This is a genomic window from Alishewanella agri BL06, assembly GCF_000272005.1.
Taxonomy (GTDB): Bacteria; Pseudomonadota; Gammaproteobacteria; order Enterobacterales; family Alteromonadaceae; genus Alishewanella; species Alishewanella agri.
Window position 1 is genome coordinate 276775 of the sequence record NZ_AKKU01000025.1, and the last position, 12509, is coordinate 289283.

Sequence of the window (12509 nt, forward strand, 5' to 3'; positions counted from 1 at the left end):
GGTCTTATGGTGAGGATGTAAAAGCCTCATCTTTGCTGAGCAGCAGTTGGCTGTACTCGCTAAAATCATCTAACCGTTGAGTAATCACATACTCGGTTATTGCCAGTTGCAGACGTTGATATTCATGCACCGCAATATTTCTAAAGCCGACCATCTTTTTCATTTTTTCGGCTAATTCAGTTGGTAAGAAGTTTGCTGTGGCAAGCAGGGTAAATACATCACGCGAACTTTGCGGTATACCTAGTTTGTATTTGCGGATCAGATGTTGGCCCATATCCAGTGCCGCTTCACAAGCGCGCTGGATATTTAAAATCGCAGCATCCTGACGGGTAAAATTGCTGGCGAAATTTACCGGATCTTGCTGATATTCATCCCGTGCTCGCTTAACACAGCGCTCGATAGTCGCAGCTTTATTCAGTAATACATCATCCGGTAGCTTAGTTACGGCCATAAACAGCTCCCTGTTCTCTGATATCCTGCAATAAACCAGCGCGGGCTTCGTTTAATGCCGTCATTTGCGATAACACCATTGCTTCGTAAATGCCGACACTGCTGTCGATAGCGTACAGGCATTTACCGGTGGTGAGGATTTGATACTGCATTACGGTGGTCGCGGCGCGAAAGTCGAGTAAATCGACTTCGCAGTTCGCCAGCTCAGCAAGGTCACTGCTAATATCCCAAAGTTCAATCACATCGGCATAGCCTGCTACCAGCACAGCTAAATCTAAGTCACTGTTTTTATCCGCGGTGCCGTGAACCTGGCTGCCAAAGGCGTACACCGCCATTAAATTTGGCAACCGTTGTTGTAATAACTGCAGTATTGGTAAGAAATTCAAACCGGGCCCCGCGTTGCAGATGGTTAGCTGATAAACGCAGTGTAACCCTTGCTTTAGGGTAGGGCAAATGGTCAGCTCCGGGGTACTAGGCTTGACCTAAGTGATTGTGATTTAGTGTCTTAACAGGCAAGCTTAGCGATAACCTCCATGGTAATGGTTAAACTGACTTTTGTGCTGAAACTTTCTTGCTATCATAGACCACTGATACAAACAGAAATAAAGCGCGCGTCGCGGCAAAGGTAATATCGGGCATGCTGAGTAATATCTTCAATAAACTTCCCAACACAGTGCGACACTGGCTAAGTATTCTGGCGGCAGCGTTGCGGCATTGGCTGGATAGCCAGGCGTTTATTTATGCTGCCGCGCTGGCATTTTTTACGGTGTTTTCGATTGCGCCTATTTTAGTGGTCGTGGTGGCACTGGTCGGGCTGGTTATCGGTGAGCGGGCCGTGCAAGGGGAGTTATTTACCCAGCTTGAGGAAACTTTAGGGTCAGAAGCGGCCGGTGTAGTGCAAACCGCGGTCGTTAATTCGCAAATTGATCAAAGTGGTTTTGTCCCGGCGTTAGTCGGTATTGTTGCCACCATTCTTGGTGCTACCACAGTGTTTGCGCAGATGCAGCAATCGCTGAATCAAATCTGGGGTGTAGCACCGCGGCCAAAGCGTAACAACCTTTGGGCGTTGCTGAAAAGCCGCTTGTTATCGTTAACCATTATTCTGGCAATTGGTTTTATTATGATGGTGTCATTACTGCTGTCGGTGGCACTACGCAGTGTAATGGCGTTTGCGGAGGAATGGTTGCCCGTGCCAGGCTGGACGATGGTGGGTATGGAATGGGGGCTATCCTTACTGGTGATCACCTTGCTATTTGCCGCCATGTTTAAAATTTTGCCCGACGTACTGCTGGCGTGGCGTGACGTGCTATTAGGCGCCTTTATTACCGCCTTGCTATTTACCATCGGCCGCTCTTTTATCTCTGTTTATCTGGCCTATACCGCGACAGCCTCGGCTTATGGCGCTGCCGGTTCTTTGGCATTATTACTACTATGGGTAAATTATTCTTCGATGATTTTGTTGTTTGGTGCAGCCTTTACCCGTGCTCATCTGGAAGGGCGAGGTAAGCCTATCCGGCCGAAGAAGGTTGCGGTATGTGTGCACCGGGAGCTTATCATCGACCCGCCGCCGAATGAGCAAACGGGTACTAACAATTGACGGTTGCAAGTGACTAAAGAGGCAAGATGACAGAGCAGAAGCGCGGTGCATTCGGTTGGCTGGGGTTGCTATGTTGGCGTGCCTTGCAGCTGGCACTGCTATTGTTAGCGTTGGTCTTAATTTTACTTCTGATCTTACGTTTTGTGCCGCCGCCTACCACCGCCTTTATGCTGCAAAGCCCGTATCCGGTTAAGCAGCAGTGGATCAACATAGCACAATTGCCGCCACATGTACCGCTGGCGTTGGTGGCGTCAGAAGATCAGCGCTTCCCGCAGCATTTTGGTGTCGATATCGATGAAATCCGTAATGCGTTGGAGCGTTTTGACGATGGCGGCGGTTTGCGTGGTGCCAGTACCATTACTCAGCAAACGGCAAAAAACCTGTTGTTATGGCCTGGCCGCAGTTTGCTGCGAAAAGGGTTGGAGGCAGCGTTAGCGCTAAGCCTGGAAGTGCTTTGGGGCAAAAAGCGTATCCTGGAGGTATACCTGAATATCGCCGAATTCGGACCCGGTATTTATGGTGTGGAAGCGGCCAGTCAGTATTACTTTGGTAAATCAGCCAGCCAGTTAAGCCGCAATCAGGCTGCCAGATTAGCAGTGCTGTTGCCAAGCCCGCGCCGGCGCGATCCGAATCAGTTAACACCCTACCTACAGCAACGCGTCAGTTGGGTTGAACAACAGATGCGGCAACTGGGCGCAGGCTATCTAAAACCGGTACTGGATTAACCCGCGTTAGCCTTTTGTTGCCGTTTTCCGTCTGGCCAGTATCCAGCTAAGTTGCGCTCAGGCGCTTAGCAGCTACACTCATTATTTTGCATAAAGGAAGCAAAATAATGTTTAAAATGTTAATTTTCTTGCTGGTGCTCGGTAGTTTTCCACTCTTGGCTGTGACAAAGCCTGATCTGCTGTTGGCACAGGATTATCAGGATAATATTGATGTCAGTCAGTATTGGGTAAGTGAAAAGCTGGATGGTGTGCGGGCTTACTGGGATGGCAAACAGCTGATTTCCCGTGGTGGCAATATTATTCAGGCGCCAGCCTGGTTTACCGCAGACTTTCCGTCACGGCCGCTCGATGGTGAGCTGTGGTTTGCCAGGCAGCAGTTTGCACAAATCTTAAGTACGGTGAGCAAGCAGCAGCCAGTGAGCAGTGAGTGGCAGCAGTTAGTCTATTATATTTTTGAACTGCCGCAGGCAGAGGGGACTTTCACTGAACGGATCAGGATGATGCAACTGCTGGTACAGCAGCAAAATAGCCCTTATCTGCAGGTAGTACCGCAGTTTCGCGTTGCGGACAGAGCAACCTTACTGGCAACGTTAACACAGCTGGAGCAGGCTGGCGCTGAGGGCTTAATGCTGCATCATCAGGATGCGCACTATAAAACCGGCCGCAGCGCAGATTTGCTTAAACTTAAAACCTATCAGGATGCCGAAGCGACAGTGATTGGCTATCGGCCTGGTAGGGGGAAATATCAGGGCATGGTAGGTGCGCTTGTTGTCAGAACACCTGACGGGCTGGAGTTTGCTATTGGCAGCGGCTTAACCGATGCCCTGCGGCAAACACCGCCGGCCATCGGTAGCGAAATTACTTATCGTTATAATGGTTACACCAGCAATGGTATTCCGCGCTTTGCCCGATTTTTACGGGAGCGGCAGGCGTTCTAGCCACGCTGCTATCGTTTTTAAGCTGGTACCTCGATAGGTTTCACAGCGACTTAACTCTGCTACGCACCTCAGTTGGCTAGCTTTGGCTGCTCACGGTTAAGCAGGGCCCGAATGCGATCAAAAGGCGTTAGTACGATGGCATTACCCAGCAGTACCAGCGCAAAGCCGCTAAAGGTGTAACTGGTCCAGTGAAAATCTTCAAACAGGGTACTTAGCACCACTGCAACTAACGGGAACAGTACTATGGTATAGCTGGCTTTTTCCGGGCCTATTTGTTTTAGCAACGCAAAGTAACTGGCAAAAGCAATCACCGAACCAAATACCGCCAGGTAGACCAGCGACAGCAGATAGGCTGGCTCAGTGCTAAAGGTAAAACTATGCCCCTTAATCAGAGCGGCAGCCAGTAGCACCAAAGTACCGTATAACATACCCCAGGCGTTAACCTGCATAATCGGCATTTGCTCCCGCGAATTGCGCACACTGACCATATTGCCAAAGGACGCTGACAGGGCGCCGGATAAGATCAGGATTAGGCCGAGTAAACTGGTGTTGGTGAAATCGATACCGTCCAGATCCGGCCAGAACAATACGACGATGCCGGCAATGCCGAGCAGGGCGCCAAAATAGATGCGTTTGGCCACCGGTTTGCCGAAAAACAGCCGGGTGTTAATAATGTTCATCAGCAACATCGTTGTAAAGGCAATCGCCGTCATGGCTGAAGTCAGATATTGCTGCGCCTGATAGATAAACAGGAAATTCAGCGCAAAATTCAGGCTGGCAAGCAGCAGAATAAAGCCATGCTGGCGCAGCGAAAAACGCATATCCAGCTTGCGATACCAGCAGTACAGCCACATCAGTGCCGCAGCCAGCGCAAAGCGATACAACAACGAGACTTCAATGGCCACTTCGCCCAGCTGAAACTCAATGGCAAACCAGGTCGAACCCCAAATCAGGACGGTAATCAGATACAGCAGGATATTTTGCATCGAAGGTAATCGCGCACGGCAATAACAGGGCTGCGATCATAAAGCCTTGTGCGTACTGAAAACAGTAGCCGGCAAAGAAAATTATTAATTCGGTTTCAGAGGCGTGGCAGATTGGTGCAAAACGCCAACGGCGATATACTTAACGTTCAAACAATTATGTTACAGGTGAGAAGATGCGTTTTTTAAGCCGTCGGTTGGTGATGCAAGGTGATTTAAATTATGCCAATGCCCTCTTTGGTGGCAGGGCATTAGAGTGGATAGACGAGGAAGCGGCTATTTACGCCATTTGTCAGTTAGAAACCAATAGCCTGGTGACCAAGCATATAGGCGCCATCAGTTTTGAAAGTCCGGCTAAGCTGGGTGATGTGGTTGAGTTTGGTTTAACCACCAAAGCCGTAGGCCGGACTTCTATTACGGTAAGCTGTTTAGTGCGCAACAAAGCGACGAAAAAGACTATCTGCTTTGCCGATGATATTGTTTTTGTGCGGGTCGACGCGCAAACGCAGCGGCCAGAGCCGCATCATAAAACGCTGGAGATGTTGCAAACACAAACCGCAAAAGAGCTGCGCACCTTAAATTTGGATCCTGAATAATCAGCTTGGGTACCGGGTACTACACCAGCATAGCTGACTTTATGATTTACCCGGTGCTTTACTGCTACCCAAGCCGCCGCTAAGCACCAGTTGCAGGGCTTCGGCGGGCTTCATATCAAGGCTGCGGGTGCAACTGCGTGGCACTATAATGGTGTAGCCGCCGACGTTGTAGGCCATCGGGATAAACACCGCCAGTTGTTCTTCCTGCATCAGTGACGACATCCGGTCTTCTGCCTGGCCGCCTTGTTTGGTAACAATGCCAATCAGTTCAATCTCAGATGACGGCAGTTTCACCATCACCACCGAGCCATCACTAAAGTTTTTGCCGGCCATCACATCAATTAAATCTTGCAACATGCCGTAAATTTGTTTGCTGCCCGGCAGTTTCATTAATACCTTGCCCGGTAACTGCCAGAGCCAGTTCACACCAGCCCAGCGCGAGCTAAAACCAATTACCGCACAGGCGATGACAAAACACAGTATTGCCGTGCCAGGCAGATACCAGCTGGCCGGGATCAGCAGTTGCACCACCGGCGCGAGTACGCTTTCGATCGTGGTCAGCAGCCAGCGCAGCAGCTCGATAGTAATAATTAACGGCAGTACAATCGCCAGGCCTTTTAATAAACTTCTTACCACTATTTTCATCAGGGATTTCAATCTGCAACAGTCAAAGTAGCGCTAGCATAACAGCGATCAGGAAGCGGGCGCCAGTCTGAGACTGGTTGACCTTTGCAGGTTATAATTTGTATATCTGGCAGTGTTTTAACGGTGCAACGACGTGTGGGGTTAAACAGATTGATCAAAAATTACTTTAGCTATTGCTGCAATAGGCGGAAATCGCCAGAATAAGCGGCGAGTCTACCGGGGTACTTATGGTTAATCTGACATTATTGGGCGCTTTTATTCCCACCTTTTTATTTGTCTCTGTTACGCCAGGCATGTGTATGACGCTGGCCATGACCTTGGGGATGAGTCAGGGCGTGCGTCGTACCTTCTGGATGATGTGGGGCGAGATGCTGGGCGTGGGTTTAGTTGCCATGGCGGCGGTATTGGGCGTAGCCGCTCTGATGCTGAAGTTTCCGGACCTGTTTCAGTGGTTTAAACTGCTTGGTGCCGCCTATCTAACTTATGTTGGCATCCAAATGTGGCGTGCCCGAGGCAAACTGGCGGTGCCGCAGTTGGGCACAGCGTCGGTGTTGCTACCGCGGCGAACCTTGTTTAGTCAGGGCTTTATTACCGCCGTGTCTAACCCCAAAGGCTGGGCCTTTCATATGGCGTTATTACCGCCCTTTATCGATAGTAAGCTGGCGTTTTGGCCGCAATTACTGGTGTTGGTGGCCATTATTTTGCTGCTGGAGTTTGGCTCCATGCTGCTATATGCCAGTGGCGGCAAGGCGCTGGCGCTGTTTTTGACGAAAACCAACCGGCTACAGTATTTAAACCGCATTGGCGCCTGCCTGATGTTTGGCGTCGCTGTCTGGATGTTAGTGGGTTAAAGCCGTCAGTTGTAAGAAATAGCTGACGACTGTCTATCCCGCTTTACGTTATTAATCGCAGCCCGCGGGCGATTAGCCGGTGGCTTATGCGCCTGCGCTAGAGGTTGTGATAAAATCACGATAATTTCTCTGCCCCTACATCAGGAGTTGTTGTGACCGCGATTTCCAGTTTATACCCGCAGCCGCTATGGCAATGGTTCGCCCAAATCTGTGCTATTCCACATCCGTCCAAGCATGAGCAGGCGCTTAGCCGGCATATTCAGACCTGGGCCCGCGATAAAGGTTTAACCGTCGTGGAAGACAAGGTAGGCAACCTGATCATTAAAAAGCCGGCCACAGCGGGGATGGAAAACCGTAAAACCGTAGTGATCCAGGCGCATCTGGATATGGTGCCACAAAAAAATGCCGATAAGGTGCACGACTTTACTAAAGATCCTATTGATGCCTATGTCGATGGCGAATGGGTCACGGCCCGGGGCACCACGCTGGGTGCAGATAACGGTATTGGTATGGCGTCGGCGCTGGCGATTTTAGGTAGTGACGACATTAAACATGGTCCGTTGGAAGTGCTGTTAACGATCGACGAAGAAGCCGGTATGACCGGTGCTTTTGGCCTTGAAGCCGGCCTGCTGGACGCCGAGATCCTGATTAATACCGACTCGGAGCAGGAAGGCGAAATCTATATGGGCTGCGCCGGCGGTGTCGATGCCGAGTTTAGTATCCCCATGCAATGGCAACCGGTACCGGCTGGGCATCAGGCTTATCGCTTAAATCTGAGTGGTTTAAAAGGTGGCCACTCCGGGGTGAATATTCATTTAGGCCGCGGCAATGCGAATAAATTACTGGCGCGTTTTCTGGTTGAGCAGGCGGCAGCACTGGATCTGAAAGTCAGTGAAATCAGCGGTGGTTCATTGCGTAATGCGATTCCGCGCGAGGCCGGCGTGACCATTACCGTTGCAGCAGATAAAAAAGTCTTACTGGAAAATGCGGTGGCAGCCTTTGAAACCCTGATCCGTCAGGAGCTATCAGCGGTAGAGCCGGCGATTAAGTTTGCGGTTGCTGAGACCATTTTACCGGCCCAGGTGATGAATAATGCCAGCCAGCATAAGGTTTTACACCTGCTTAATGCTTGCCCGAACGGCGTTGTGCGGATGAGCGACGATATTGCCGGTGTGGTAGAAACGTCATTAAATCTGGGGGTCGTTACCACTACCGGCGATACCGTTCAGGTGGTCTGTTTAATCCGTTCGCTGATCGACTCCGGCCGCGAGCAGGTTGAGAGCACCCTGGCATCATTAGCAGCCCTGACCGGTGTTGCGGTGAAGTTCAGTGGTGCTTATCCGGGTTGGAAGCCCGATCCAGCTTCGCCGGTGATGGCGATTGTTAAAGATACCTATCAGGCAATCTATAACAAAGAGCCGGTGATTATGGTGATCCATGCTGGTTTGGAATGCGGTTTGTTTAAAAAGCCGTACCCAGAGATGGACATGGTGTCGATTGGCCCAACTATCCGCTACCCACATGGTCCGGATGAGATGGTCAATATCGAAACTGTCGGTCAGTACTGGCAGCTGCTGCTGGCGGTTTTAGAGCGGATCCCGGCAAAAGCTTAATTTCATTTTTACAGTAATAATACGCCGGCCTGTGCAAAGCGTAGTGCCGGCGTTTTTTTGCGCTAGCGACAAGGCGCTAGCCAGATCAGCTGATCCAGGGCAATGCCAATGCGTTCGGCTTCGGCCAGATAGGGCGCACATTCTGCAGCGGATAACTGCGGCTTGCGGGCCAAAAGCCAGGCGTAATCGAGATTCGGACCGACCACCAGGGCTATCTGGTAATCTGGATCCAACTTGGCAATATTATAACCGCCGTAAAAAGGCCCAAAGAACGATACCTTTAAGCGGCCGGTATTAGTGTCATCAACAAAGTAGGCTTTGCCGGTTGCACTTTTCCAACGCTCTTTTGCGGCATCATAGCCCCGATTAAGGACGCTGATACCGCCATCATCACGCAAGCTATATTCCGCCGTTACCTGCGTTAAACCGCGTTCAAACGAGTGATCCAGCCGCGCGATTTCATGCCAGCTACCTAAATAGCGCTCCAGCTCAAAGGGACTAACCGGTGTGACTTTATCCGGCACGCTGGTGCAACCCGCGAGTAATAACAATAACAGCCAATAAATACGCATAAAAAATTTCCTGCCAGGCAATCGGTTAGCTTAGTTTATACGTTTAATCATCATTATGGTTTTTTGAGAAGTCATTATGGCCCTCAATATTTTTCGAAATTTGCCCCACTTGAGCTGTACCAGCGTTATGCGCTGATGGAGAATGCCAGTGACCTTTAGTGATGAACAACGCTCGCGTATTATCGAAATGGCGTGGGAAGATCGTACCCCCTTCGAGGCTATTGAAAACCTATATGGCTTGAATGAAAACGCGCTAATTCGCTTTATGCGGGCTGAATTAAAAGCTAGTAGTTTTCGGCTATGGCGGGCCAGAGTCAGTGGCCGTAAAACCAAACATCTGAAATTGCGAAACCCTGAGATTAGCCGCGCTTATTGCCCCACCCAATATAAACGCTAAGTGCGAACAATCGGCGGGTTTATTCCCTCAGCAGGGCATGTTTTAATAGCGGTTATTCCTTTATAAGCAGGGGGCCGCTAATGCTAGCCTTAACTGAGCAGGCGTTACTTAAAACCACATCTTATATCAACGGCCAATGGCTGGCGTCAAAAGCAGGCGTTTTTCAAGTCGTTAATCCGGCGAGTGGTGAAGTGTTAGCAACGGTTAGCGAAGCGGGCGAAACTGAGGCCGTTTTTGCCGTTGAAGCTGCAGCAGCGGCGCAGCCTGCCTGGGCGGCACTGCCCGCTGCGGAACGCGCGGCCATATTATTACGTTGGCAACAGCTACTGCAGCAACATGAAGCGGATCTGGCGTTATTACTGACACTGGAGCAAGGCAAGCCGTTGGTGGAGGCCCGGGCAGAAATTCGTTATGGCGCTGCTTACCTAAGCTGGTTTGCTGAAGAAGCAAAACGTCTCTATGGCGATATTATTCCGCCGGCCGCGCCCGATAAACAGATCCTGGTATTGCGTCAGCCATTAGGTGTCGTGACGGCGATCACTCCATGGAATTTCCCCAATGCGATGTTAATGCGCAAAGCTGCCGCCGCCCTTGCTGCGGGCTGTAGTTTTGTGGTGAAGCCGGCAGCACAAACGCCGTTGTCGGCGCTGGCCTGTGCCGAATTGGCGCAGCGTGCCGGCGTACCGGCCGGCATCTTTAATGTGCTGGTCGGTACTGCGGCCCAACAACTTGGCGAAGTGTTAACCCGGCATCCGCTGGTAAACAAATTTAGTTTTACCGGCTCCACTGCGGTGGGAAAGCAACTGCTAAAACAGTGCGCTGATGGCGTGAAACGCGTTAGTATGGAGTTGGGTGGCAACGCACCCTTTATCGTGTTTGCCAGTGCCGATCTGGACGCTGCTGCCGAGGGGTTAATCGCCGCCAAGTTTCGTAATGCCGGCCAAACCTGTGTTTGTGCCAACCGGGTATTGGTTGACGAGTGTATTCTCGAACAGTTCCTGCAAATCTTATTGCCTAAAGTGCGGGCACTTCAAGTCGGTGCCGGCACTGACCCAAACGTAACTATTGGGCCTTTAATAGAGGCTAAAGCTGTGGCTAAGGTGCAGCAGTTACTGGACGATGCACTGCAGCATGGCGCGCAGTTGCGGCTAGGCGGCAACCCACATCCGGCCGGAGCCTTGTTTTTTGAACCGACGGTGTTGACCGGCGTTACGCCGCAGATGCAGCTATTCCAACAAGAGATTTTCGGGCCGCTGTTGGCGATAACCAGCTTTAGTACTGAACAGCAAGCGATTGCGCTGGCCAATGCCACCGATTATGGCCTGGCCGGCTATTTTTATAGTCAGCAGCTGGGGCAGGTATTTCGGGTGGCACAAGCATTAGAGTTTGGGATGTTGGGGATTAATGACGGGATTATTTCTAATGCTGCTGCGCCTTTTGGTGGGGTAAAACAGTCCGGCTATGGCCGGGAAGGCTCAAAATATGGGCTTGATGATTATACTTACCTGAAATATTTAGCCTTAGGCGGGCTTAGGTAAGTCACTACTTCCGCTTAGTTTTCTACTACACTTATGCTAAACGAACAACTGCAACCGTAGTTAAATAGCCATGACAGACAGGAACAGGAGCGGGATGGACTCACAACTTAGTTTGCTGGCTGGCTATGTCGCCGGCGCCAATTCAATAGAAGATCTGACCCGCCCGATGCTGCGCTTAATTCAGCAACTTACCGGGCTGGAGTCGACCTACCTGACCAGTATCAATTTTCCGGCCGGTGTGCAACGTATTGAGTATGTGTTAAATGCTGGCAAGCTCCAACTACCGGAAGGGTTGGAAGTCCCCTGGCATGACACCCTATGCAAAAGAGCACTGGAAAGTGGCCGTTTTATAACCAGCGATGTAGCTGCAACCTGGCCGGACTCGGCAGCGGCGAAAAAATTGGGATTACAAACCTATATGAGTGTGCCGGTCGTGGACGCAGTGGGGGAGGTTTGCGGCACACTTTGTGGTGCTAGTTCCCAGCAATTACAGCTGCAGGATCGGCCGGAATTGCTGCAAATTTTACAACTGTGTGCCGAGTTAATCAGTGTGCAGTGGGCACGCGACAGGCAGCAACAAAGCACCCTGCTGCGCGCCGGCCGCGCCGAGCGGGAGCTAAGTACCGTCAAGTTGCTGGCTGCGGTAAGTGATTTTGCCGTTGCTGCTCAGTCGTTGCCTTTGGCGGTAGAGCAGGTCGCGGATTTAATGCGGCAAAGCGGTCAATGGCAGCATATTTTTACTTTTAGCACCGGCGCCGAACAGCAAAGGCTGTGGCAGGAGACGGCACCTGCGGCTGAACTGGAGAGTTGGCTTAGCCAGGCCGATCTTTCCGTGACAGGCTCGAATATACAGGTTCTCCCTGGTGCGACCTGCCCACCGCAGTTCAGTGGTAGCCACAGCTCGTTACTCAATATTTATGATGCGCAGGGTGTGGTTGCAGGGTTGCTGGTGATCAGCGCTAACGATCACCTGACTGGCGAACAGCAGCTGATGTTAAGCGGGATCGGCAATACCTTGTCATTGCTGGCAACGCGCTTACAGGAGCATCAGCAACTTTCTGATTTAAATGAACAGTTAACGTATCACGCCAGGCATGATGCTTTGACCGGGCTGCCAAACCGCCGCTATTTGCTGGAAGAGCTGGAACGTTTAATTGCCCGTGGTAACCGTCAGCAACTCGGGTTTTATTTAATTTTTGTCGATTTAGATAAGTTTAAACAAATTAATGACCAGTTCGGGCATGAAACCGGTGATGAATTTTTACGCCAGGTGGGGCAGCGGCTGAGTGAGTGTTTACGTAAAGGTGACTTTGTAGCCCGCCAGGGTGGCGATGAGTTCGTGATGTTATGTCAGGCGCAGGAAATCTCGAAAGAGCAGGCGCAATTATTGGTGAACCGGATCCGGCAAACCTGCAGTGGTGTTTACTCGTTAGGCACACATAAGGTGTTGTATCACGGGCCCAGTATCGGCACCGTCAGCTGGCATAGTGGTGATAGCCGGGAGCTGGATTTGCTGCTTAGTCTGGCCGATGTGGCGATGTATCAGGATAAGCAGCGGCGCCGGGCTATGCCGGCACCGCAGTTGTTGAACTAGGGCGTGTTGA

The 12509-nt window shown here is 51.0% G+C and carries 14 protein-coding genes; 9 read left to right on the plus strand and 5 right to left on the minus strand.

The annotated features are described in order from the left end of the window. Positions 1-4: 4 nt before the first annotated feature. Positions 5-451 carry a type VII toxin-antitoxin system HepT family RNase toxin gene (gene hepT / locus AGRI_RS13535; protein WP_008985464.1) on the minus strand — a complete coding sequence of 149 codons (447 nt, stop codon included), beginning with the start codon at positions 449-451 and terminating at the stop codon, positions 5-7. Continuing rightward, a complete protein-coding gene (mntA, locus tag AGRI_RS13540) occupies positions 438-836 on the minus strand; it encodes a type VII toxin-antitoxin system MntA family adenylyltransferase antitoxin (protein WP_008985465.1) in 399 nt (132 codons plus the stop codon). Before mntA ends, hepT begins: the two co-directional genes overlap by 14 nt. Before the next feature lie 251 nt (positions 837-1087). Here mntA and AGRI_RS13545 point away from each other — a divergent pair, with 251 nt between their 5' ends. The 3 genes from AGRI_RS13545 (at position 1088) to AGRI_RS13555 (ending at position 3710) form a co-directional block, all read left to right on the plus strand. Continuing rightward, entirely contained in the window at positions 1088-2047 is a 960-nt protein-coding gene (locus AGRI_RS13545) for a YihY/virulence factor BrkB family protein (protein WP_008985466.1), read from the plus strand. A gap of 26 nt (positions 2048-2073) precedes the next feature. Then, positions 2074-2772, plus strand: coding sequence for a monofunctional biosynthetic peptidoglycan transglycosylase (mtgA, locus tag AGRI_RS13550; protein WP_008985467.1), 699 nt, complete (start codon positions 2074-2076; stop codon positions 2770-2772). Positions 2773-2879: 107 nt separating this feature from the next. Continuing rightward, positions 2880-3710 carry a DNA ligase gene (locus AGRI_RS13555; RefSeq protein ID WP_008985468.1) on the plus strand — a complete coding sequence of 277 codons (831 nt, stop codon included), beginning with the start codon at positions 2880-2882 and terminating at the stop codon, positions 3708-3710. A gap of 68 nt (positions 3711-3778) precedes the next feature. Here the strand turns inward: AGRI_RS13555 and AGRI_RS13560 are convergent, their stop codons facing one another. Next, positions 3779-4696: a DMT family transporter gene (locus AGRI_RS13560; protein WP_008985469.1), complete on the minus strand. Its 918-nt coding sequence runs from the start codon at positions 4694-4696 to the stop codon at positions 3779-3781. 173 nt (positions 4697-4869) lie between these two features. Here AGRI_RS13560 and AGRI_RS13565 point away from each other — a divergent pair, with 173 nt between their 5' ends. Next, positions 4870-5289 (plus strand): acyl-CoA thioesterase, encoded by a 420-nt coding sequence (locus AGRI_RS13565; RefSeq protein WP_008985470.1) that lies wholly within the window; start codon positions 4870-4872, stop codon positions 5287-5289. 39 nt (positions 5290-5328) lie between these two features. Here the strand turns inward: AGRI_RS13565 and AGRI_RS13570 are convergent, their stop codons facing one another. Next, entirely contained in the window at positions 5329-5934 is a 606-nt protein-coding gene (locus tag AGRI_RS13570; protein ID WP_008609221.1) for a DUF502 domain-containing protein, read from the minus strand. A 227-nt stretch (positions 5935-6161) separates the two neighbouring features. On the opposite strand from AGRI_RS13570, the gene AGRI_RS13575 reads away from it, so the two are divergent. Continuing rightward, entirely contained in the window at positions 6162-6785 is a 624-nt protein-coding gene (locus tag AGRI_RS13575) for a LysE family translocator (protein ID WP_008985471.1), read from the plus strand. A gap of 152 nt (positions 6786-6937) precedes the next feature. Further along, the gene (locus AGRI_RS13580; RefSeq protein WP_008985472.1) at positions 6938-8398 is read left to right on the plus strand and encodes an aminoacyl-histidine dipeptidase; all 1461 of its coding nucleotides are present in this window, start codon (positions 6938-6940) and stop codon (positions 8396-8398) included. A gap of 62 nt (positions 8399-8460) precedes the next feature. On the opposite strand, the gene AGRI_RS13585 is transcribed toward AGRI_RS13580, so the two are convergent. Further along, complete coding sequence (locus AGRI_RS13585; RefSeq protein ID WP_008985473.1) at positions 8461-8970, minus strand: lipocalin family protein; 510 nt, start codon at positions 8968-8970, stop codon at positions 8461-8463. Positions 8971-9112: 142 nt separating this feature from the next. Here AGRI_RS13585 and AGRI_RS13590 point away from each other — a divergent pair, with 142 nt between their 5' ends. The 3 genes from AGRI_RS13590 (at position 9113) to AGRI_RS13600 (ending at position 12499) form a co-directional block, all read left to right on the plus strand. Next, positions 9113-9367, plus strand: coding sequence for a TIGR03643 family protein (locus AGRI_RS13590; RefSeq protein WP_008985474.1), 255 nt, complete (start codon positions 9113-9115; stop codon positions 9365-9367). 80 nt (positions 9368-9447) lie between these two features. Next, a complete protein-coding gene (locus tag AGRI_RS13595; RefSeq protein ID WP_008985475.1) occupies positions 9448-10905 on the plus strand; it encodes an NAD-dependent succinate-semialdehyde dehydrogenase in 1458 nt (485 codons plus the stop codon). A 94-nt stretch (positions 10906-10999) separates the two neighbouring features. After that, the gene (locus AGRI_RS13600; RefSeq protein ID WP_008985476.1) at positions 11000-12499 is read left to right on the plus strand and encodes a sensor domain-containing diguanylate cyclase; all 1500 of its coding nucleotides are present in this window, start codon (positions 11000-11002) and stop codon (positions 12497-12499) included. The last annotated feature ends 10 nt before the right edge of the window (positions 12500-12509 follow it).